This is a genomic window from Comamonadaceae bacterium OTU4NAUVB1, assembly GCA_024372625.1.
GTDB lineage: Bacteria > Pseudomonadota > Gammaproteobacteria > Burkholderiales > Burkholderiaceae_C > Variovorax.
Genome location: CP099603.1, coordinates 355,511 through 378,152 on the forward strand (window position 1 = coordinate 355,511; position 22,642 = coordinate 378,152).

The window sequence follows — 22,642 nt, forward strand, 5'->3', positions numbered from 1 at the left end:
GCGCGTGGCGGCGCTGCCACGCGCGGCGCCGCCGCCGTCAGTGTTCCAGGCGCTCGGCCCAGGCCAGGGCCTGGCCGTGCGTGCGCACGGCGTGGGCCACCGGGATGCCGAAACGCTCGGCCAGGATCGACAGCGTGGCCATGTCGTTCTTCTCGCAGGCCCGGGCGATCTGCAGGTAGCGCCCGAGCGGGCCGCGATCGTGCAGCACGGTGTCGGTCACCACGGTCGGCAGGCACAGCAGCCCGAGCGCCTGCTCGAGCGGCACCTGCAGCAGGACGTCGAGCATCGAGAACATGCCGGCGATGAAGGCGAGGTCGGCTTCGCCCGAGGCCGGGCCGTCGCGCACCAGCAGCTCCATCATCCGGCCCCGCACCACGGCCAGGGTGCTGGCCGCCGGGGCCACCGCGCCGGCGCGGGTGCGCGCCAGCAGCAGGGCGGTCCAGCGCAGCAGCCCGGCCATGCCGATGGTCATGACGGCCTGCCGGAACGACGTCACCTCGCTGCGGCGGCCGAAGCCGGCCGCGTTGAGGTGGCGCAGGAGTTCGAAGCTCGTGGTGGGCTGGCGCTGGAGCAGGGCCTCGATCCGCGCGACGTCGGCGTCCTGCGCGACCATGTTCATCAGTTCGAGCAGGCCGGCATGGCCGAGCGGGGCCGTGGCGGTGCGACGGGCCGGCTCGGCGAACCACAGGCCCTCGTAGAGGGTGACGCCGGCATCGGCCAGGGCGTCGAAGACCGCGGGCGTGCGGACCTGGACGGCGACCGTCTCGGCCTGCTGGCGGCGCTGCAGCGCCCGGGCGACCGTGGCGGCCCGACCGACCTCCAGCGCCGCCATGTCCAGGATCACGAACGAGGTGAGCGGCATGAACGCGGCGTGGGTGGTCTGCAGCAGCTTGGCGTCGAACGCCAGCCGGAAGCCCCGCCCGTGCGCCGACTCCAGCACCGCGCGTTCCTGCAGCAGGCTCGCGGATGCCATGCCCGCGCTCTCGCGCACGTCGAAGACCGTGGTCGCCGCATCGAGCCCCGCGAGGTCGCAGGCCGCCAGCTCGGCGCACGTGCAGCGCAGGAACGTGGGCCGCGTGAGGTTCGGCACGCCGTCGCCGGCCTCGTCCTGCTGCGTGAACGCCGCGATCGATGTCGCGCTGCCGCGCGGGCCGGCGGTCGAGACCCGGTACGCCGCCACCCGGCCCTGCGCATCGACCATGACGCGGCGCAGGGCGGTGCCGGCGGGGATGGAAGGCGGAGCGGAAGTTGTTTGCGGCGTGTGCGCCATGGCGATGCGGACCCGGAAGGAGAGGGGCGCCAGGGTGGCGCGGGCGACGGGCCGGATCCCGGCGCCGCTCGGAAGGCGCGCCGGGGCGCTTCCGGCCCTGCCTGTAGCTTCGGCCGTTCCGGGTAGAACTTTAGGCCAAGCCGTGGAGGTGCTCGTAGAGGATGGCGCTTCCGATGCCGATCAGCAGCACGCCGCCGATCCCCTCGGCCCAGCGCCCGGCGATGTTGCCCAGCACGCGCCCGACCATCACGCCGATGGTGACCATCACGAAGGTCGTGAAGCCGATCGCCAGCGCGACCGGGACGATGTTCACATCGAGGAAGGCCAGCCCGACCCCGACGGCCATCGCGTCGATGCTGGTGGCGAAGCCGGTGATGGCCAGCAGCCAGAAGCCGTGGCGCGCCGGTTTCTCGTCGACCTCCTCAGGATCGGCGTTGAGGGCGGCGAGCACCATGCGCAGCCCCAGCAGGGTCAGGAGCCCGAACGCGATCCAGTGGTCCCAGGACTTGACATAGCCGGCCGCCGCGTAGCCCAGTCCCCAGCCGATGAGGGGCGTGATGCCTTCGATGACGCCGAAGATGCCGCCGGTTCGCAGGGCTTCGGACCAGCGGGGTTTCCGCAGGGCCGTGCCCTTGATGACGGCGGCGGCGAAAGCGTCGGTGGACATCGCCAGGGCGAGCACGACGGTGGAGGCGAGATTCATGAAGCGGGAACGTCTGCGGCCGGGCGAGCGCAAGGGCACGCCCCGCTGCCCGACCTGCGTCGCGGTGGCATGCCGATGGTCTCGCCGACCGTTCAACGGCTGCCCGCGCCACGGCATGTGAAATGCCGAGCATGTTGACACGGGCGCCTTCATGTCGATGAAGGCTGGCTACTCCCCAAGGGAGCCGGGAGTCTAGCCGCTCCCGGTCGTCGTCGGCCGTCCGCCAGCAGCCTTTCGCTGTACTGGACGCCGCAATGTCACGCGGCCGACGGCAGCGACGCCCGGCGATTGCCGTCCAGGGAGTAAAGCGGGACCTGCTTTTCGGCCGCGACGGCGGGCTCGGCGACCTTGTCCTCGCCTTCCATGCGCTGCGGCCGGTACACCTCCGCTTCCAGGCGCTGCACCCGCTCCGCGTACATGCGCGCCAGCGCACCGTGGTGCTCCGCCGCCGCCTCGTGCTCGAGCCTCGCCATCTGGGCTTCATTGAGCATCAGGACGGCACGCTTGAGATGGGCGCTCGGGTGAGCGCCGAACAGATTGAAGAACATCGGAAACCTCTTGACCAAGCATCGATGGATGGATCATCCACAACTTTCGTACCCAAGGCATGTGGGATGAATCCTATGCACCCCACAAAGTACTAATAAACGACACCATCGCGCGCGCCGGCGCCGCCGCCCACGCGACCGAGGTGGCGGTACACGGTGCTGCGATGGACGCCCAGGCGCGCGGCGGCCCGGGCGACGTTGCCCGCCGTCGCCTGGAGCGCCTGGTCGATCTGGCGCCGCGCCGCGTCGGCCAGCGGCAGCGGGGCGGGCGGGACGCGGTCCGGGGGCGCCGTGCCGTCGGGCGGATGGCCGGACGGCACGCGGATGGGCTCGATCGTGGACGCGGCCACGGGCGCTGACGGGCTCCCGGCCTGGAACCGAGGAGGCAGCGCGTCCCGGCCCAGCGTGCGGTCCGGGTCGGCCAGCGCCGCCAGGACCCGCACCACGCTCGCGAGTTCGCGCAGGTTGCCGGGCCACGGATGCGCCTCGAGCGCCTCGAGGGCGTCCGCGCCGAGCGCGAGGCGCCGGTCGCGCCCGCCGGCCTCGGCGAACAGCCGCCGCACCAGCGCGCCCCGGTCGCTGCGCTCGCGCAGGCTGGGCAGGCGCACCTCGTGACCGTCGACCCGGTAGCGCAGGTCGGCGCGGAACCGTCCGGCCTCCACGAGCGCGGCCAGGTCGCGGTGCGTGGCGCAGACGAGCTGGAAGTCGACCCGCACCGCGCGGCCGCCGCCCAGGGGCTGGACCGTCCGGTCCTCCAGCACCCGCAGCAACCGGGTCTGCAGGACCGGCGGCATGTCGCCGATCTCGTCGAGCATCAGGGTGCCGCCGCTCGCCTCACGGATGCGGCCGACGGACCCCTGCCGGCGGGCGCCGGTGAACGCGCCCTCGTCGTAGCCGAACAGCTCGGACTCGATCAGGCTCTCGGGCAGGGCCGCGCAGTTGACGATCACCAGCGGGCCGTCGCGGTGCCGGCTGGCCGCGTGCAGCCGGCGGGCGAAGACCTCCTTGCCCACGCCGGTCTCGCCGGTCACCAGCACGGCGACGCCGGCGTCGAGCACCTTGACGGCCTGCGCCAGCGCGCGCGCGACGCGCGGGTCCTCGGCCACGGGGTCGGCCACGGCGTCGGCGTCGAGGACGGTGCCCGGGTCGTCCCGGGCCGGCGGCCGGAGCGCCGCGCGTCGGTGTGACCCGGCGCTCGCCACCCGGCGCCCGTCGCCGCGCTGCCGGCGCGCGACCAGCGCGCGCCCGTCGGGCAGGGCGAGGCCGAAGTCGGCGCCATCGCCGCCTCCGGAGGCGTCGCCCCGGCGTGCGGCGTGGCCGAACCAGCGCGCCAGCGGCTGGTCCAGGAGGTCCTCGATCGGCCGTTCCAGCAGGGCCAGCGCGATGCGGTTCACCGCGACGATCCGGCCATCGACGACCTCGATCAGCCCCTCGCGCGGGCTGCCCAGGACGGCCGGCCTGGCGTGAAAACGCAGCAGCTCGCCATCGCCCGCGGCGGCGCGGGCCAGCATCATCCGATGCTCGATCTGCTGCGACGCCATGCGCACCAGGCCCAGCGTGTGGCCGTCGATGCGGATGGCGTCGCCGGAGATGTCCAGCACGCCGGCGAGGTCGCGGCGTCCGGCGAAGATCGGCGCCGCCGCGCAGCCCAGCGCGCCGTGGCTCGACAGGAAATGCTCCCCGCCCAGCACGGCCAGCGGCCGCCGCTCCACCAGCACCGTGCCGATGGCGTTGGTGCCGCAGCGGCGCTCCGACCATTCCACGCCCGGCAGCAGCGCGGCGCGCTCGGCCTTGGGCAGGAAGTCGGGGCTGCCGACCTCGTCGAGGATGACGCCGGTCGCGTCGGTGACGATCACCACGCAGCCCTGGCCGATGGCGTGTTCGGCCAGGGCGTCGAGCTCGGGCTGGGCGCTGTCGAGCAGCAGGCGGGCGGCTTCGCGGCGCACGCGCAGCTCGGCCGCGTCCAGGGGCATCGCCACCATGCTTCCGACCCCGGCGCCGCGCGAGCGCGCCCACGAACGCGCGATGTGGGAGGCGACGTCGTCCTTGGGGGTGCGGCCCTGGTTGAAGAAGAGTTCGCGGGCCCGATCGGTCCGCCGCCCCATGCCCGCCGCATCCGTCATCGCCTGTCTCCTGCGTGTCGCATGCCGTCGCGGTGTGCGACGGTCCGAGCGCACTGTGTCGCACTTCGCGACATCGGGCAAGGCGGGTTGCCGCCGGTGACACGCGGGTGTCGCGCCCCGTGGCCCGGCCGTCCCCGGACGGCCGAGGGCCCCCGCACGACGGACGAGCGAGTGCCTAGGGATAGTCCCTAGCGAAACCGGTACGCGGGTTGCGTGGCTTCCCGCGTCGCACCGAGCGACCACGTTCGGACCCCGACGCATCCACCCCCTCCCAGGAGACACGACCATGGACATGCTGGAACCCGGCAAATTCGGCACTGAGGTGCCCTTTCGCAAGCGCTACGACAACTTCATCGGCGGCCAGTGGGTGGCCCCGGCGGGTGGCCAGTACTTCGAGAACGTCACGCCGGTGACCGGGAAGGTGTTCTGCGAGATCGCCCGCTCCGGCGCGGCCGACGTCGAGCGCGCGCTCGACGCCGCGCACGCGGCGAAGGCCGCCTGGGGCCGGACCTCTCCGACCGAGCGCGCCAACGCGTTGCTGAAGATCGCCGACCGCATGGAGCAGAACCTGGCGATGCTGGCCATGGCCGAGACCTGGGACAACGGCAAGCCGATCCGGGAGACGACGCTGGCCGACCTGCCGCTCGCGGTCGACCACTTCCGCTACTTCGCCTCGTGCATCCGTTCCCAGGAGGGCGGCATCAGCGAGATCGACGCCAAGACCTATGCCTATCACTTCCACGAGCCGCTGGGCGTCGTCGGCCAGATCATCCCGTGGAACTTTCCGATCCTGATGGCGGTGTGGAAGCTGGCGCCGGCCCTGGCCGCCGGCAACTGCGTGGTGCTCAAGCCCGCCGAGCAGACGCCGGCGTCGATCCTGGTGCTGATGGAACTCATCGGCGACCTGCTGCCGCCGGGCGTGATCAACGTGGTGAACGGCTTCGGACTGGAGTGCGGCAAGCCGCTGGCGTCGAGCAACCGCATCGCCAAGATCGCCTTCACGGGCGAGACGACGACGGGGCGGCTGATCATGCAGTACGCCAGCCAGAACATCATCCCGGTGACGCTGGAGCTCGGCGGCAAGTCGCCCAACGTCTTCTTCGAGGACGTGATGGCGCGCGACGACAGCTTCCTGGACAAGGCGCTGGAGGGCTTCGCGATGTTCGCGCTCAACCAGGGCGAGGTCTGCACCTGCCCCAGCCGGGCGCTCGTGCAGGAGTCGATCTACGAGCGCTTCATGGAGAAGGCGGTCAAGCGCGTCGAGGCGATCAAGCAGGGCAGCCCGCTCGACATGGGCACCATGATCGGCGCGCAGGCCTCCAGCGAGCAGCTGGAGAAGATCCTGTCGTACCTCGACATCGGCCGGCAGGAGGGCGCCGAGGTGCTGACCGGTGGCGCGCGCAACCTGCTGGAGGGCGAACTCAAGGACGGCTACTACGTCAAGCCGACCATCTTCGCCGGCCACAACAAGATGCGCATCTTCCAGGAGGAGATCTTCGGCCCGGTCGTGTCGGTCACGACCTTCAAGACGGAGGAGGAGGCCCTGGAGATCGCCAACGACACGCTCTACGGCCTGGGCGCGGGCGTCTGGAGCCGCGACGCCAACCGCGCCTTCCGCATGGGGCGCGGCATCCAGGCCGGGCGCGTGTGGACCAACTGCTACCACCACTACCCGGCGCACGCGGCCTTCGGCGGCTACAAGTCCTCCGGCATCGGACGCGAGAACCACAAGATGATGCTCGACCACTACCAGCAGACCAAGAACCTGCTGGTGAGCTACGACGAATCGCCCATGGGGTTCTTTTGACCGACGGCGGCGCGGTCGACCTGCGCCGGGTGATCTGCACGCCGGCGGCGGTGGACCTCATCCGCACCGTGCGCGCCAAGCACGGGCCGGTGATGTTCCACCAGTCCGGCGGCTGCTGCGACGGCAGCGCGCCGATGTGCTTTCCGCAGGGCGAGTTCTTGCTCGGCGATCACGACCGGCTGCTCGGGGAGATCGACGGCGCGCCGTTCTACATCAGCGGGCCGCAGTTCGCGTACTGGCGGCATACGCAGCTCATCATCGACGTGGTGCCCGGGCGCGGCGGGATGTTCTCGCTCGAGGGGCCGGAGGGCCTGCGTTTCCTCACGCGCTCCCGGCTGTTCACGGACGAGGAGTCGGTGCGCCTGCAGGCGCTGGAGGACGCCCCGCACGACGCGGAGGCTGGCTGACGGCTCGGCTCAGTCCAGGAAGCGCAGCAGGCGATCGTTCACCGCCGCCGCGCGTTCGAACTGCGCCCAGTGCCCGGCGCCGTCGATCACCGCGCCTTCGCGCCGGGGGTGGCCCGCGACGAGGCTCGCCACCAGTGGCCGGGGGTCCGCCGTGACGTCGAACTCGCCCCACAGCAGGAGTTGCGGCACGTCCAGCGCAGCCAGCGCGGCCTGGAGCCCGCCGGCGAGCGAGACCTCCTTGCTGCGAAAGCGCGTGGCATGGCAGGAGAGGTCGTGGATGGCGAAGGCGAGCGGATCGATCGCCGCGCGCTCGTGCAGCATCAGCGCGGCGAGGTTGTGCAGCAGCGCGGCGCGTTCGGCGTCGCGGTCGTCGGCGCCGCGCCAGTTCACCATCTCCACGGCCAGACGCCTCAGGGTGCCGTGGCCGCCGCTGCCGATCAGCGCCAGCCGCCGGATCGCCCCACGGCGCAGGGCGAACTGCGAGGCGACGAAGCCGCCGAAGGAGAAGCCGCCCAGGTCGATCGGCACCGTCGGTTCGACCAGCGCGGCGAAGCTGCCGGCGAGCGCCTCCAGCAGGGGTTCGAGCGGCGGTTGCCCGGGGGCCGGCGCGTCGGGTGCGGCCGAATCGCTGTAGCCCGGCAGGTCGGGAAGCCACAGGACGCGCCCGGCCGAGAGCGCCTCGATGTTCCGCGCCCAGTGCATCCAGCTGCCGTGACCACCGTGCAGCAGCACGAGCGGCGGCCGTGGCGTGGCCGCCGGTGTGATCGGGTCGAAGCGTCGCCAGCGCACGTGGACGTCGCGCCACGCGACGTCGTGGTGGGTCGAGAGGGTGTCGAGGCGACGAAGTTCGGCGTGCGCGCGCGCTTCGTCCTGGGGGTCGTAGGTCTGGAAGTAGGGCACGTCGGGATTGTGCCAACGTCGCCGCGCCGCGTCGCCGGACCCGCGTGTCGGGGTGATCGCGCATCGCGACGGGGGCCGTCGCGGCCGGCGCGCACCCATGTGTTGCGGCGATGCAACGTCGGACGGACACGCGTCCGCACGGGCGCTGAATGCGATTGATTGTCATCAACATTGACTTACACTGGCCGCTTCTCTCCGGCAAGCCAGGGCGCGTCCAGCAGCATCAGCCAGCCGATTCTGCTTTCCGACCCGCAATCTGGAGTTAGACCTTGGCCCAAAGAATCGTTCGCCGCCGTGCCGCGGCGCGCCGTCCCGCATCCTCCCCGACCTCGGGCGCCATCGCGGCGTCCGCCCCCCGGGCCACGCCCGGCGGCGGCCTGCGCGAGGGCGCGGCGCTGCCGTTCGGGGCGCTGATGCTGGCGGCCTCGGTCGGCAGCTGGGCGCAGTCGGCACCGGCCGACGCGGGGGCGAACCGCACGCTCGACACCGTCACGGTCACCGACCAGGCGGAGGTGCAGGGCAAGGACCAGGTCCAGACCACACGCACCAGCATCGGCAAGGGCACGCAGGACATCCGCGACATCCCGCAGTCCATCAACGTCATCACCGAGAAGCTGATCGACGACGTCAAGCTCGACACGCTCAAGGACGCGCTGCACTACTCGGCCGGCATCACCTTCGCGGCGACCGAGAACGGCACCGACCAGGACATCCGCCTGCGCGGCTTCCCGGTCGCGAGCACCGGCGACCTGCTGATCGACGGCATGCGCGACCCCTCGCAGTACGAGCGCGACACCTTCAACCTCGACCGCATCGAGGTGCTGCGGGGTTCCGCGTCGATGATCTTCGGCCGGGGCTCCACCGGCGGCGTGATCAACCAGGTCACCAAGAAGCCGGTGCTGGCCGACCAGACCGACCTGGTCGGCACGGTGGGCTCGCGCGGCTATTACCGCGGCACGGCCGATTTCAACAAGCGTCTGGGCGAAGACGCCGCGTTCCGCCTGAACGCCATGTGGAACAAGGCCGACAACGGCGGCGCCAAGGTCGACAAGTACGGCATCGCGCCCTCGTACAGCTGGGGCATCGGCTCGCGCGACGAGTTCAACGTCGGTCTCTACCACCTGAACGTCGACAACGTGCCGCAGTCGGCGGTGCGCTGGGTGGCCTCGGGCGCGCGGGGCGTGACCGGCTACACGGCCGCCGGTGCGCCGATCCAGGGCGGCCTGGGCACGCTGGCGCCGATCCGGCCCGGTGACTTCTACGGCACCACGGCGGACCGTCTGACGGGCCGGGCGAGCTACGTCAACGGCTCGTGGAACCACATCTTCAACGACGGCAGCGAGCTGCGCACCCAGATCCGCAGCGGCACCTTCGACCGCAACCAGTGGTCGACCGCCGTCGGCGCCGGCACCACGCTGGGCCAGCCCACGACGACCGCCAACTTCGGCGACGCCACGGTCCTCACGCGCGCCGGCCTGACGCCGCGCAAGGACCGCTACCAGGGCACCTACCTGCAGAGCGACTACAGCAAGCAGCTCGACTGGGGCAGCACCAAGCACCAGCTGCTCGCGGGCATCGACGCCTCCAGGGAATCGGCCGACCGCTACCAGAACGACGCCTTCACCAACAACGCCATCCTCGGGCGCGGCCTGGGCACGCGGCCCAACACCCTCGTGGGCAACCCCAACGACGGCGCCGGTCTCGTGGGCACCGGCATCGAGCCGCTCTACCGGCAGTCCAGCGGCTACTCGGCCAAGTCCTTCGGCGCCTATTTCCAGGACCTGGTGCAGGTGGCGCCGTACTGGAAGGTGCTCGGCGGCGTGCGCTACGACCGGCTCAACGGCGACTTCGACCAGTACGGCTATGTCAATCCGTCGTGCGTGACCCGCGTGGCCGCCGGCAATGTCGCCGCCGGCACCAACATCGGCACGCCGGTGAACGGCTGCGTCGGCGGCAACCAGCTCTACCGCCCCGGCACCCCGGTGCCCAACATCGCCAGCACCAACCTGTCGCAGGGCGCCTGGAGCTACCGCACCGGCGTGCTGTTCCAGCCGTCGGCGACGCAGTCCTACCACGTCTCCTACAGCACCTCGTTCAACGCCTCGGCCGACACCTACCAGTACGTGTCGCCGCAGACCGCCAACACGCCGCCGGAGAAGAGCCGCAACGTCGAGATCGGCGCCAAGCTCGACTGGCTCGACGGCAAGCTGTCCACGCGCGCCGCGATCTTCCGCACCGAGAAGACCAACGAGCGCACCAGCGACGCCGACTTCGCCAACAACTCTTTCCTGCTGTCGGGCAAGCGCCATTCGCAGGGCCTGGAGCTCGACGTGGTCGGCAGGCTCTCGCCACAGTGGGAGATCTACGCGTCCTACTCGTTCATCCCCAAGGCCACCATCGACGCGGCCGGCAGCACGCCCACGCCCGGCACGGTCGGCTCGCGCGTGGGCCTCACGCCGCGCCAGACCGGCGCGATGTGGCTGAGCTACCAGGCCACGCCCAAGCTGCGCCTGGCCGGTGGCCTGCGCGGCGCTTCGGAAAACCGGCCGCTGCAGGGCACGAGCGGCGCCGCCAGCCTGGCCAACAGCACGCCGGGCTACGTGGTCAGCGACCTGATGGCCGAGTACAAGTTCACGCGCGACCTGTATGCGCAGGTCAACGTGACGAACGTGACCAACAAGCTCTACGGCGACCAGCTCTACCCGGGCTTCGCCATCACCGGCGTGCCGCGCACCTTCCTGTTCACGGTGGGCGCGCGGTTCTGACGCCCCGACGACACCAGGAGACGCGTTCCCCATGCTCGTGCACATCCAGGGCCTGCTGCAGGCCGACGAAGTCCGCCAGGCGCGGCAGATCCTGGACGACGCGCCGTGGGAGGACGGTCGCCTGACGGCGGGCGAGCAGTCGGCGCGCGCCAAGCGCAACGAGCAGCTGCGCGAGGACTGCGACGCGACGCGTGCCGCGCAGCGCCTGCTGCTCGCCGGGCTGGAGCGCCACGCGCTGTTCTTCTCGGCGGCGCTGCCCAAGCAGATCTCGCCGCCGCTGTTCAACCGCTATGGCGGCAGCGCCAACAGTTTCGGCAACCACGTCGACAGCGCCGTGCGCTTCCTGCGCGACGGCTCGGGCAGGGTGCGCACCGACATCTCGTGCACCGTGTTCCTGTCCGCGCCCGAGTCCTACGACGGCGGCGAACTGGTCATCGAGGACACCTTCGGCGAGAAGCGCGTCAAGCTGGCGGCCGGCGACATGGTGCTCTACCCGGGCACCAGCGTGCACCGGGTGCTGCCGGTCACGCGCGGCCAGCGCGTGGCGAGCTATTTCTGGATCCAGAGCATGGTGCGCAGCGACGAGCAGCGGCGCCTGCTGTTCGACATGGACCATCACCTGCGCGACCTGCGCACCCGCCTGGGCGAAACCGATCCGGCCTGCATCGGCCTGACGAGCACCTATCACAACCTGCTGCGCGCGTGGCTCGACGTCTGAGCGTCGGACCGACGGCGCGGCGCCGCCATCATCCCTCCTGCTGATCCCCAATCATGACCAAGACACCGATCTTCCTGGCCCTCGTGGCCTCCCTGGCCTGCTCTGTCGATGCCGCCGCGCAGGCCGCGCCGCCGCCGTGGGTCGAGCACGACAAGGTGCGCTGCGAGCCGGTCGCCAAGGACGAAATGCGACCGCAGATGGAACTCCAGCGCAAGCTGGTCGGTGAGGGATGGAAGGTGCGCCAGGTCAAGACCTTCAACGGCTGCTACGAGGTCTACGGGTTCGACGCCAGGGGCGAACGCACCGAGGCCTTCTTCCATCCCAGGAGCTTCGAGCCCGTCGGCCGGGTCAGGCAGGGTGACTGAAATGCCTTCCCGGCCGCCACGCGCGACCGTGCGCGTCTGGGACCGGGCGGTGCGGTGGATGCACTGGAGCCTCGCGACGGCGATCGCCGTCGCCTGGTTCAGCGGCGAGGAGGAACTCAGGCGCCATGAATGGGCCGGCCACGCGGCGCTGCTCGTCGCGATGCTGCGCACCGCCTGGGGCTTCACCGGCACCCCGCACGCGCGCTTCGCGTCCTTCGTCGGCGCGCCGCGCGCGGTGTGGGCGTACACGGTGACGGTGGTGCGCGGCACGGAGGCCCGCCACCTGGGTCACAACCCCCTGGGCGGCTGGATGATCGTCGCGCTGCTCGCGACCGTGGCCGGTGCGAGCGTCACGGGATGGCTCTACACGCTGGACGCCTTCTGGGGCATGGCCTGGCTGGAATGGACCCACCGTGCGCTCGCCTGGAGCCTGGTCGGCCTGATCGTCCTGCACGTGGGCGGCGTGATCTTCTCCAGCCTGCGTCATCGGGAAAACCTGGTCGCCGCGATGTTCACCGGACGCAAGCGCGACGAATGAGCAGGCGGCGTGCGCCCATGCGCCGCCCGCTCACGTGCCGCAGTAGGTCCGGTAGCAGGCGGTGACTTCCTTGGCCGCCGGTTGGGCGTAGTCCACGTTCTGCGGCGTGGCGTCCCAGGGGTGGCGCACGGCGTCGAGCATCCGTTCGAACGGTCCGAAATCGTCCTGCGCGGAAGCCGCCGAGAGCGCCTCCTCCACGCGGTGGTTGCGGGCGATGATCCACGGGTTGACCCGTCCCATGCGCACGCTCCGCTCGTCGGGCGTCGAGGCGCCCCCGGCCCGGTCCGCTTCGGTGCAGCGCTCGCGCCAGCGCGTCAGCCAGGCCTTCAGCGCGGGACCATCGGCGAACAGGCGCTCCAGCGGCCCGTCGTCGCCCGTCGCGGCATCGCCGAGGTGACGCCAGCCGAGCGTGAAATCGACACCGTCGGCATGCATCAGCGCCAGCCAATCCTCGGCCAGGGCCGCGTCGGCCGGGTCGGTGCTGGCTTCGAGGCCCAGCTTGGCGCGCTGGCCTTCCAGGAAGTGGGTCGGGTAGTAATCGGCGAAGGACTCGATCACCGCCGTGGCGTCGGCCACCACCCGGTCGGCGTCCGCCGCATCGGTGCCCTCGAGCATCAGCGGCAGCAAGGCCTCGGCCAGTCGCGTCAGGTTCCATTGCGCGATGGCCGGCTGGTTGCCGTAGGCGTAACGGCCATTCCGGTCGATCGAACTGAATACCGCTTCCGGGTCGTAGGCCTCCATGAAAGCGCACGGCCCGTAGTCGATGGTCTCGCCGGACAGGGTCATGTTGTCGGTGTTCATGACGCCGTGGATGAAACCGACGTTCATCCAGCGCGCGACCAGCGCCGCCTGGCGCTGCGTGACGTGGCGCAGCAGTTCGAGGTAGCGCGCCGGCGCCGGCTGTTGCGCCAGTTCCGGGTCGTGACGGGCGATGGCGTGATCGGCGAGCCGGCGCAACCCTTCGAGTTCGCGGCGGACCTGGAATTCGAAGGTGCCCACGCGCAGGTGGCTCGACGCGACCCGCGTCAGCACCGCGCCGCGCAGCACGGTTTCCCGGTAGACCGGCTCGCCGGTCTCGACCACGGCCAGGGCGCGTGTGGTGGGAATGCCCAGGGCGTGCATGGCTTCGCCCACGAGCACTTCCCGCAGCATCGCCGCGAGCGAGGCCTTGCCGTCACCGCCCCGGGAGAACGGGGTGCGCCCGGAACCCTTCAGGGCGATGTCGTGCCGCCGACCCTCCGGGTCGAGCACCTCGCCCAACAGCAGGGCCCGCCCGTCCCCGAGCTGCGGCGAGAAGCCGCCGAACTGGTGGCCGGCGTACGCCTGGGCGATCGGCTCGGCGCCCTCGGGGACGGCATTGCCTCCGAAGATCGCGGCGCCGGCCTCGCCATCGAGCGCATCCGGGTCCAGGCCCAGCGCCTCGGCGAGCGCGCGATTGAAGAAGACCATCCGGGGTCGTGGCACCGGGGCGGGCTTCCACGGCCGGTAGAGGCCCGGCAGGTCGCGCGCGAAGGTGTTGTCGAATTGGAAGAGGGGTCGGTCTGCGTTTGACATGCGTTCAGGTTAGCCACGCCCCGGCTTCGTCCGTGTGAGCCGATGCCGACCGATCGGCGCGATTTTTTGTTCTGCGTCGTGTCCGTCGGACACGCTGGGCGAGCGGCACGGCGGCGTCCGATCGGACGCGGGACTGCCGCTGGCGGTCCGCCGACGCGGATCGGCCATGGTTGTCTCACGACGTGAACAATTGAACACGGCGCCCGCAGGATGCATCGTGCAGCCCATCCGGACGACGGGGTCTGAAAGGGTGCTTTGAACCGTCGCAGTGGGGAGTTCGGCAGCTGTCCGGATTGCGTGCGGGTGACATCGCAAGGCAGCCGCCATGAATGTTAACATAACTATTCTTGTATTAATCTTATCGGTTATGGGTTCGACTGGCGCGCATCAGCCAAGTCGCGTCGCGACGCCTGAGGCTTGACGGGACTTCCCGTCACCACAGCGGGTCACGACGGCCGCACATTGAGTTGCACTGGGCGACATCCGACCGTCTTCGGTTCTCGCGTGCGGAAAGCTTGCAGATGGCCGCCACGGTGTGGGCCTCGAAGATCGACCAAGGTTGGGCATCGTGCGCACTCGGCCCTGAGCGAACTGTAGAAACGTACGAACAACAGGCTGCGCAGTCGATCCACCACGCGATGCGTCGATGCGCACTCTCCGCCTCACTCGTTACGGCTGCAACCACCCTTTATAGGCTAACGGGTTAGCAGGTCGATGAGGCACTCAACCTAAATCCCGCGAAAAAACAAAGATCAAGTCCGTGGGTCCGTGGGTCCGTGGGTCCGTGGGTCCGTGGGTCCGTGGGTCCGTGGGTCCGTGGGTCCGTGGGTCCGTGGGTCCGTGGGTCCGTGGGTCCGTGGGTCCGTGGGTCCGTGGGTCCGTGGGTCCGTGGGTCCGTGGGTCCGTGGGTCCGAAGCTTAACCCGTTAGCCTATTTAGTTTTGCGGTGTTGCACGCCATCACAATGGCCCGATGCCCGACCTCCGCGAACTCACCCGCCAGTTTCCCCGGCCAGGACGCCTCGAACGCATCCTCCTGCGTCCGGCCCGGCGGGTGCCCATGGTGTCGGTCGACGAAGTGCTGGCGATCGCCGAGCACGGACTCCAGGGCGACCGAAGCGCCGTGGCGCGGATCGGCGGCGGCCGCCGGCAGGTCACGCTGCTGCAGGCCGAGCACCTGCCCGTCGTCGCTGCCCTGGTGGGTGTCTCCGCGGTCGCGGCGGAGTCGCTGCGCCGCAATCTGGTGATCTCGGGGCTCAACCTCGGCGCCACGCGCTCGCTGTTCGGCGATATGTCCCTGACGCTGTCGATCGGGCCCGAAGTGATCCTGGAGATCACCGGCCCGTGCGAACCCTGCTCGCGCATGGAGGACATCCTGGGCCCGGGTGGCTACAACGCGATGCGCGGACACGGCGGCCGCACGGCCCGCATCCTCCAGGGAGGCGCATTGCGCGTCGGCGACCGTGTCGAATGCCGCTCGGTCGCGAATTAGCCGATCGCGCATTGCCGGGACGCGTCTGCAATGGAATGGCACGTGATCCGATGACGCGATCCGTCGATTGCCAATGCATTGACGCCGCCCGGCATCTTGCTCGTGCGCATTCAACTCGGGAAGCAACGCCTTGGCGACATCACGCTCGCGCATAGACTCGGCACTCCCGATCCATGACACCAAGGCGACCATGACGAAGACCTATGCCCAAATCACGCGTGAAATCCAGGCCTTGCAGGCATCCGCCGACAAGCTTCGGGCGACGGAACTCAAGTCGACGATCGCCAAGCTGAACGAGATGATCGCCACGTATGGATTGACCGAGGAAGACCTGCACTTTCCCGCCTCGGCGTCCACGCCCGCGCGTCGACAGCGCCCTTCGTCGTCGGCATCCGCGCGCTCGAGAAGGTCAAACGACGCGAAATACGGCGACGGTAAGGGCAACACCTGGGGTGGGCGCGGCCCCCGTCCGGCCTGGCTCAAGCAGGGCCTGAAGAAGCGCGGCAGCTCCATCGACGATTTCCTGATCTCGGCGCGGACCGACGCGCCGGCCGAGGCCCCCAAGGCCACGCCCGCGAAGGCCCCCGTCGTCGCGCCAGCGTCGCCAGCGAGCAAGGGCGGCGGAAAGTCCAACGCTTCTTCGACGACCTCTCCCAAGGCCTCGGCCAAGCCCGCGAAGGCCCGCGCGGCCACCCGCACGATCCCGTCCGCTCCGACGGCACGGCCGCCCGCGAAGAAGGTCGTGCAGGCCAGCAAGGTGCCGGACTCGGCGAATCCGGTGCCGGCCAAGAAGGCGCCTGCCAAGGGCAATCTCATGGCCTCGGCGAAGAAGCCCAACCCGCCGAAGAAGGCCCGGTCCGGCGCCGTGGCGCCGGCGGCCGACGCCGCGCCCGCACCGTCGACGGTGCCTGTCGCGGCGCCCATGCCGGCGCCGCAATCGGGCTCGGTCGAAGGTCGCGGCGACATCGCCGGAACCTGAGCGACGCGGCCGCCGGGCCGATGTCCCGGCTCGATCGGAGCGACCCCGGACGCCGCCCGCGAAAGAAAGCCGGATCGTTAAATTGTTGCGCGATGCGGCACCGGTGTGCATGCATCTCGCCCGGATCGCGGCCCACCCGGGCAACGGGTGCCCGATCATCGGCGCGGGATGAAAATCGCGCTTTGCACCTTGTTCGAAAGTCACTACCACTACGGCGTCGCCGCATTGGTCAATTCACTCGCGGCCTCGGGTTACGAGGGGTCGATCTGGGTCGGCCATCGCGGCGACCTGCCCGCCTGGATCGTCGATCATCCCGGCTTCGACCCCCACGTCGGCCGGCTCCAGGTCACGCCGGCACTCGCGTTGAATGCCGTCAGACTGGACCCGACGTTCAGTCTCAATTACTACAAGCCGGTCTTCATGCAGGCGATCCTGTCGACGCATGAACCGGCCTGCGACGCCGTCGCCTACCTCGACCCGGACGTGATCGTGAAATGCGCCTGGCGCGAGATCCAGGCGTGGTTCGAGGAAGACGGCGTCGTGCTGGTCGAGGACATCAACGGGTCGCTCCCCTCCAACCACCGCAAGCGCCTCCTGTGGCGGCTGTATTTCGCGGGTCAGGGCGAGACCCAGCGCCGCAGCCTCGAGCGCTACTACAACTCCGGCTTCGTGGGCGTGCGACGCTCGCACCTGCAATGCCTGCGCGCCTGGCAGCGCATCTGCGAACGCATCGTCGCGGAAGTCGGCACCGCACGGCGCCAGCGCAAGGCGGGGGGACCGGACGACCTCTTCCATTCGACCGACGAGGACGCGCTCAACTTCGCACTGACGCTGAGCGACGTCCGGCTCAACGCCTGCGGTCCGGAAGCGATGGATTTCGCTCCGGGCGGCCGTCACCTGTCGCATGCCATCGGCGCCGACAAGCCCTGGCAGGGCCGGCACCTGCGCCGGGCCCTGCGGGGGCAGCCGCCGAGCATCGCCAGCCGCTGGTTCTACCGCTTCGCCGAAGGTCCCCTGGCGCCCTTCTCCGCCCTGCGGCTGGCCCGCCGACGTGGCTCGCTCGCGCTCGCCATCGCCCTCGGACGCCTCTACCAGCGCCTGCGCACGGCCTGACGTCGGCCCCCCACGCGGACCGCCTCCGGCCGCCCGCCGCGTCAGCCGATCAGCCGCAACCCCGGCGGCAGCGATTCCCCGAACACGCCGCGTTCGCCGGCCTCGTCGAGCACCACGACCTCGCGCACGCGTTCGCTCCAGGCCGGCGGCGCGCGATGGGCCTGGAGCCGGGCAACGACCCGTTCACGCACGTCGTGCGGCAGGTCGCGCACCCGGTCTCCGCTCAGACGCGCCAGGTGCGCGGCGGCGGCGGCGGCGCCCTCGACCTGCTTCCAGTCGAGCGTCAGCACCACGTCGAGCCACGCCGCCGCGGTGTCCGCGGGCACCACGCCGTGCGCACTGCCGTAGAGCGGCGACCGGGCGCCGATGCGCCCGAGCGCCCACAGCGTCCAGACCGCCCCGGCCTGCGACCCACGCCCGGCCGCCAGGCCCCGCACGCGCTCGAGCAGCCATTCGCCGATCTCCACCTTGTGCGCGACCGGCACGCGTTCGAGCGACGCGCCCAGACGCACCATCTCGTCCCACGCGCCCGCCACGAAACCGGCCGGGCGCTCGACGATGCCCGCCTCGTCGCCCTGCAGGTTGAGCGCGAAGTCCTGCAGCAGGCGCTCCTGCGCGGCGGCGTCCAGGCCGCCCGCGATGCGACGCCAGAAGGTCCACCATTCCGCGCGCACCTGGCGGTCGTTGCCGTGCCGCACGCCGCGCTCGAAGAGCGGCCACAGCCGGTCGATCCGCCAGCCGTCCAGCGCATCGCCGAAGCCCGGCCGCAGGCACCAGCCCGCCAGGCTGAACCACAGGCGCTCGTGATCGGCCGAACGATGGCGCCCGCCGGCACGCTGCCACAGCGCGTCGTGGAGCGGCCGCAGCCACGCGGTCGGCCAGCGTTCGCGGCCGCCGAGGAAACTTTCGAGCCGGCCGCGCAGCTGCTTGACGTCGCGCGGACCGACCGACCGGTCGCGTGCGCCGAAGACGCGCTCGATGGCCTCGACCGCCTCGGGAAAACGCGGCGGTAGGGCCGACGAAGTCGCCCCCGGTGCCGCATCGGCGCGCAGTTCGAAGGCCAGCTGCCAGCGCTGCGCCGGGTCGTCGAGCGCGATGCACTGGACGTCGAGCGTGCCGACCTCGCTCAGCGTGGCGACCAGCGCCACCGCGATGGGACGCCGCGCCGCGCCCTCCTGCGCACGCACGACCGTGGCCACCGGCGGCAGCGGCTGCACCTCGCGCGCACCGAGTTCGACCAAGTCACCGGCGCGCGGGCGCACGCCGCCGGCGGCCCCGTCGGTGGTCGACACCAGATCGAAGCGGACCGGCTCGCCCACGCGCAGTTCGAAGCTGCGGCCTTCCAGGCGGACCTCGCGGCCTTCCTCGCTGCCCTGGGGCAGCACGCACACCGCGCGCGACCGGGACGCGTCCAGCGGCAGGAAGTAGCTGCGCGGCGATCCCCCGCCGATCCGGGGCGCCCGACCCCGCCGCGCCAGGGCGTACGCGACCGCGCCGCGCGCGACGGCCACGTCCGGGTCGGCGTTGTGCAGCGAGCGGGGCGGCGCGCCACGCCAGTCGCCCAGCGTGGCCTGGAGCCGGGCGGCGATCGCCTCGGCGCGGAACACGCCGCCGTTGAGGAGCACGGCATCGGGCCAGCCGGCGTCCGCGTGTTCGCGCAGGAAACCGGCGACGTGGCGCGTGACGGCCGGGTCGCTGGCATAGGGCAGTCCGAAGGCGACCAGGCCGCCGGCGCGTCCGCGCCGCGGGCCGTCGTCGGCCTCGCCGCGCGGGAAGAAGCCGTCGACGACGATGCGCTCGACCTCCGCGCGCTCGAGCGTCGCCGAGCGGGCGGCGCCGATCAGGCGCGCGCCGGCGCCCAGCAGGGTGACCTGCATGCTGGCCGGCGCGTCGGCCGCCAGCAGCCGCTCCTTGGCATCGCGGCAACGCTCGACCAGTTGCGCCAGCTGGCCGGGCGACAGCCGGGCGCCGGTCGCGCCGGGCAGCCGGGATTCGGCCAGGTGCGCCAGCGCCAGGTCCATGTTGTCGCCGCCGAGCATCAGGTGGCGACCGACGGCGATGCGCGCCAGGCGGGGCGTGGCGCCGTCGTGCTCTACGCGCACCAGGCTCAGGTCGGTGGTGCCGCCGCCGACGTCGCACACCAGCACCAGCCGGGTGCCGGCCAGCGCGTCGGAGAGCGTGTCGCGGTGGCGGAACAGCCAGTCGTAGAGCGCGGCCTGCGGCTCCTCCAGCAGGCGCAGCCGGGGCAACCCGGCATCGCGCGCGGCCTCGACCGTCAACGAGCGCGCGGCATCGTCGAACGAGGCCGGGACGGTCAGCACGACCTCCTGATCCTCGAGCGGCGCCGCCGGATGGCGGTGATTCCACGCCGCGCGCAGGTGCGCGAGGTAGCTCGCGCTGGCCTGCACGGGTGACACCCGGGCCACGTCCTCGCTGGCGCCCCAGGGCAGGATGGGCGCCAGCCGGTCGACCGCGCCGTGCGACAGCCAGCTCTTCGCGCTGGCGACCAGCCGGCCGGGGACCTGCCCCCCCAGTTGCCGTGCGAGGCGCCCGATCACCGCCCCGGCGACCGGGTCGTCCGGCGTCCAGGGCAGCGCGAGGTCGCCCTCCGCCAGCTCGCCCGGCGCCGGGTGGTAGCGCACCGACGGCAGCAGCGGCAGCGCCGCGACCTCGCCGGGCGCGACCAACTGGTCGATGTCGAACAGCCGGATGGCCTCGGACCCGGCAGCATCCCCCAGCGGCGCGCAGGCGACCACGGTGTGCGTGGTGCCGAGGTCGATGCCGACCACCCAGGCGGCGCCACGGCCGCCGGCGGCGGCGCGCGGACCGGCCCGCTCAGGCGTGCGGCTGGCGCTCGCCGCGCACATCGAACTCGATCTTCCAGCGGTCGCCGCCCGTGCGCGGCACGGCGACGAGTTCGAGCGTGCCCGACTCGCTCACGCGGGCGGCCAGCCGCACCGGCACCACGTCGCCGGCCTGACGGCCCTCGGTGGGGAGCGTGGCGGAGATGGCCGGAAGTTCCTGCATTTCCTCCGGCGCCCAGAAACCCAGCATCGTCCCGACGGTGTCGTGGCGACGCACCGACGAGGCGAAGAAACGGAAGTCCACCGGCTCGCCGACCACCAGGCCGAGCTCGAGCCCGGGCACCTCGGCCTCCGTGCCCTCCTCCATGCCGAACGGCGCCAGGCACAGCGCCTCCACCGGCGGCGCCATGCCGGGCACGGCGGGCATCGACGATTCGACGCCGACGTAGTAGGCGAAGGCGGTGCCGCCACGGATGCGCACGCCGCGGCCCTGGCGCACGTAGCCGTAGTAGGCGGCGCCGCGCGCCACGGCGAGGTCGAGGTCGGCGCCGGCCAGCGTGCGCGCCGGGGCCGCGCCCTCGGCGGCGAGCCAGCCGTCGAGCGTGCGCGACAGGCGATCGGCCAGCAGCGTCGACTTGAAGACTCCGCCGTTGAACAGCACGGCGGTCGGATGCAGGAAAGTGGCGTCGGGCGCGCGGTCGGCGAAGTCCGCCAGCTCCGCCAGGGCGCCGCGCTGGCGGCCGAGGAAGGCCGCCAGGTGGCGCGTGACCGCCGCGTCCTGCGCATAGGGCAGGCCCAGCTGCGCGAGGCCGGCGCGCACCCGGGCGACCGGCCGGGCGGCCGCGTCGACCGCCGGGAAGAAGCCGTCGACGATGACCGCCGCGACCTCCTCGGCGGTGAGTTCGGTGCGGATCGAGCCGCCGATGAGCCGGCTGCCCCGGCTGGGCACGACGATGGGCTGCGCCTCGATCGGGCCGCCGTCCGCGCCCGCGTCGCCGGCCGCGCCGAGGAGCTTTTCCTTGGCCGTGCGGCAGGCGTAGGTCAGCGCGCGCAACTGCCAGGCGTCCAGCGTGGTGCCGGCAGCGGCGAGCTTGCGCGCCACGCCGTGCGCGAGGGCCAGGTCCATGTTGTCGCCGCCCAGCAGGATGTGCTCGCCCACCGCCACACGGTGCAGTTCGAGGTTCCCCTCGCGTTCGAGCACGGCGATGAGCGAGAAGTCGCTGGTGCCGCCGCCGACGTCGACCACCAGGATCACGTCGCCCGTGCGCACCTGCTGGCGCCAGCCGCCGCCGCTGGCCTCGATCCAGCTGTAGAGCGCCGACTGCGGCTCCTCCAGCAGCGTGAGGGCGCGGCAGCCGGCGTTGCGCGCGGCCTCGACCGTGAGTTCGCGCGCGGCGGGATCGAACGACGCGGGGATCGTCACCGTCACGTCCTGCTCGGCGAAGGGTGCGTCCGGATGGGCATGGTCCCAGGCGCTGCGCACGTGCTCGAGGTAGCGCGTGGAGGCGTCGAGCGGCGACACGCGCTCGACCTCGGGCGGCGCGTCGTGCGGCAGGATCGCCGCGCGGCGGTCCACGCCGGGATGGCACAGCCAGCTCTTGGCGCTGGCGACCAGGCGGATCGGCGTCGTCGCGCCGCGCGCCCGTGCCAGCTCGCCGACCACCGGCGCGCCCTCGGCCGCCCAGGGCAGCGCGCGGTCGCCGGGCGCCAGCTCGTCGGCGTGCGGCAGGTACAGGAACGACGGCAGCAGCGCCAGGGCCTCGACGGCACCGGGCGCGGTCAGCTGAGGGATCGCCAGGGTGCCGTGGACGGTGGCTTCGCCGTCGCTGCCGGCGATGTCGACCCAGGCCAGCGCGCTGTGCGTGGTGCCCAGGTCGATGCCGATCGCGTAGCGCGGCGCGCTCACAGCTCGACCTCGGCGGGGGCGACGATGCGCGCGTCGTGTCGCTCGGCCAGGCGCGGCAGGCGCACCTCGGTCGCGCGCCAGCCACGGTGCGCCAGGACACCCGTGAACGGCGGCTGGCCGACCACGTTGCCGGTCACGCGCACGGCGGCGGCGTCGAAGCCCGGCGCCAGCGTGACGCGGGCGCCCTCGGCCTCGTCGCGCACCGGCACCAGCGTGAAATGCTCGCGCAGCACGCGGGCGCAGCCTTCGTGCACGAGGCGGGCGGCGGCGCCGATCTGCGCGTCGGCATAGGCCCCGAGGTCCTCGCCGACGAAGTCGATCAGGCGCGCGTCGCGCTGCAGCAGTGCCAGCAGCTGCAGGGCGGCGTCGGGGCCGTTTTCCTTCAGCACCGGCGCCGGCGGCGGTGCCTTGGCCACCACCGGCGCGGGCGCCGGGGCGGCGGCCGGCGCGGGCGCGGGGGCCGTCGGCGCGACGGCGCCGTCGCGCAGCGCGGCATAGCGCGCGGCCAGGCCGCCGTTGGCCATCAGGGTGAAGAGCGCGCCGAAGGCGAGCGGGATGCGACGCAGCAGCGAGAGCTGGGCGCCGTCGGTGGAATTGGATTGCGGGCTGTTCATTCGTTGCTCCAGATCGGCCGCTCGGGCGACCGTCGTCG

18 protein-coding genes and 1 riboswitch are annotated in these 22,642 nt (G+C 71.8%); of the genes, 9 read left to right on the plus strand and 9 right to left on the minus strand.

The genetic code is table 11. The annotated features are described in order from the left end of the window. Positions 1–37 precede the first annotated feature (37 nt). The 4 genes from NF681_01550 to NF681_01565 all read right to left on the minus strand — a co-directional run bounded on the left by NF681_01550 (position 38) and on the right by NF681_01565 (position 4,644). The gene (locus tag NF681_01550; GenBank protein UST52290.1) at positions 38–1,270 is read right to left on the minus strand and encodes an HDOD domain-containing protein; all 1,233 of its coding nucleotides are present in this window, start codon (positions 1,268–1,270) and stop codon (positions 38–40) included. Between the two features lie 130 nt (positions 1,271–1,400). Next, the gene (gene mntP, locus NF681_01555) at positions 1,401–1,973 is read right to left on the minus strand and encodes a manganese efflux pump MntP (protein UST52291.1); all 573 of its coding nucleotides are present in this window, start codon (positions 1,971–1,973) and stop codon (positions 1,401–1,403) included. Positions 1,974–1,983: 10 nt separating this feature from the next. Next, positions 1,984–2,152, minus strand: a riboswitch (yybP-ykoY riboswitch). Between the two features lie 78 nt (positions 2,153–2,230). Further along, positions 2,231–2,521 carry a hypothetical protein gene (locus NF681_01560; GenBank protein UST52292.1) on the minus strand — a complete coding sequence of 97 codons (291 nt, stop codon included), beginning with the start codon at positions 2,519–2,521 and terminating at the stop codon, positions 2,231–2,233. Between the two features lie 92 nt (positions 2,522–2,613). Further along, a complete protein-coding gene (locus NF681_01565; GenBank protein UST52293.1) occupies positions 2,614–4,644 on the minus strand; it encodes a sigma-54-dependent Fis family transcriptional regulator in 2,031 nt (676 codons plus the stop codon). 286 nt (positions 4,645–4,930) lie between these two features. Between NF681_01565 and NF681_01570 the strand changes: the two genes are divergently transcribed. Both NF681_01570 and NF681_01575 read left to right on the plus strand, forming a co-directional pair. After that, complete coding sequence (locus NF681_01570; protein ID UST52294.1) at positions 4,931–6,451, plus strand: aldehyde dehydrogenase family protein; 1,521 nt, start codon at positions 4,931–4,933, stop codon at positions 6,449–6,451. After that, positions 6,448–6,858, plus strand: coding sequence for a DUF779 domain-containing protein (locus NF681_01575; GenBank protein ID UST52295.1), 411 nt, complete (start codon positions 6,448–6,450; stop codon positions 6,856–6,858). Before NF681_01570 ends, NF681_01575 begins: the two co-directional genes overlap by 4 nt. A gap of 9 nt (positions 6,859–6,867) precedes the next feature. Here NF681_01575 and NF681_01580 read toward each other — a convergent pair whose 3' ends face one another. Further along, positions 6,868–7,758, minus strand: coding sequence for an alpha/beta hydrolase (locus NF681_01580; protein ID UST52296.1), 891 nt, complete (start codon positions 7,756–7,758; stop codon positions 6,868–6,870). Positions 7,759–8,027: 269 nt separating this feature from the next. On the opposite strand from NF681_01580, the gene NF681_01585 reads away from it, so the two are divergent. From NF681_01585 to NF681_01600, 4 genes are read left to right on the plus strand one after another with little or no spacing between them, the layout of a single operon-like run. Next, positions 8,028–10,523 carry a TonB-dependent receptor gene (locus tag NF681_01585; GenBank protein ID UST52297.1) on the plus strand — a complete coding sequence of 832 codons (2,496 nt, stop codon included), beginning with the start codon at positions 8,028–8,030 and terminating at the stop codon, positions 10,521–10,523. A 31-nt stretch (positions 10,524–10,554) separates the two neighbouring features. Further along, positions 10,555–11,241, plus strand: coding sequence for a Fe2+-dependent dioxygenase (locus NF681_01590; protein UST52298.1), 687 nt, complete (start codon positions 10,555–10,557; stop codon positions 11,239–11,241). A gap of 53 nt (positions 11,242–11,294) precedes the next feature. Further along, positions 11,295–11,606: a PepSY domain-containing protein gene (locus NF681_01595; GenBank protein ID UST52299.1), complete on the plus strand. Its 312-nt coding sequence runs from the start codon at positions 11,295–11,297 to the stop codon at positions 11,604–11,606. Between the two features lies 1 nt (position 11,607). Then, positions 11,608–12,144, plus strand: coding sequence for a cytochrome b/b6 domain-containing protein (locus NF681_01600; GenBank protein ID UST52300.1), 537 nt, complete (start codon positions 11,608–11,610; stop codon positions 12,142–12,144). Positions 12,145–12,174: 30 nt separating this feature from the next. Here NF681_01600 and NF681_01605 read toward each other — a convergent pair whose 3' ends face one another. Further along, positions 12,175–13,698 (minus strand): YdiU family protein, encoded by a 1,524-nt coding sequence (locus NF681_01605; GenBank protein UST52301.1) that lies wholly within the window; start codon positions 13,696–13,698, stop codon positions 12,175–12,177. A 971-nt stretch (positions 13,699–14,669) separates the two neighbouring features. Between NF681_01605 and NF681_01610 the strand changes: the two genes are divergently transcribed. The 3 genes from NF681_01610 (at position 14,670) to NF681_01620 (ending at position 17,280) form a co-directional block, all read left to right on the plus strand. Beyond that, entirely contained in the window at positions 14,670–15,188 is a 519-nt protein-coding gene (locus tag NF681_01610; protein UST52302.1) for an MOSC domain-containing protein, read from the plus strand. Between the two features lie 190 nt (positions 15,189–15,378). Beyond that, entirely contained in the window at positions 15,379–16,167 is a 789-nt protein-coding gene (locus NF681_01615; protein UST52303.1) for an H-NS histone family protein, read from the plus strand. Between the two features lie 168 nt (positions 16,168–16,335). Then, a complete protein-coding gene (locus NF681_01620; protein ID UST52304.1) occupies positions 16,336–17,280 on the plus strand; it encodes a hypothetical protein in 945 nt (314 codons plus the stop codon). A 41-nt stretch (positions 17,281–17,321) separates the two neighbouring features. Here NF681_01620 and NF681_01625 read toward each other — a convergent pair whose 3' ends face one another. Genes NF681_01625 through NF681_01635 form a run of 3 tightly spaced genes read right to left on the minus strand, consistent with a single transcriptional unit; the run spans position 17,322 to position 22,604 of the window. Next, a complete protein-coding gene (locus tag NF681_01625) occupies positions 17,322–20,147 on the minus strand; it encodes a hsp70 family protein (GenBank protein UST52305.1) in 2,826 nt (941 codons plus the stop codon). Continuing rightward, positions 20,116–21,990 carry an Hsp70 family protein gene (locus tag NF681_01630; protein ID UST52306.1) on the minus strand — a complete coding sequence of 625 codons (1,875 nt, stop codon included), beginning with the start codon at positions 21,988–21,990 and terminating at the stop codon, positions 20,116–20,118. Before NF681_01630 ends, NF681_01625 begins: the two co-directional genes overlap by 32 nt. Continuing rightward, complete coding sequence (locus NF681_01635) at positions 21,987–22,604, minus strand: DUF2760 domain-containing protein (GenBank protein UST52307.1); 618 nt, start codon at positions 22,602–22,604, stop codon at positions 21,987–21,989. Before NF681_01635 ends, NF681_01630 begins: the two co-directional genes overlap by 4 nt. Between the last annotated feature and the right edge of the window lie 38 nt (positions 22,605–22,642).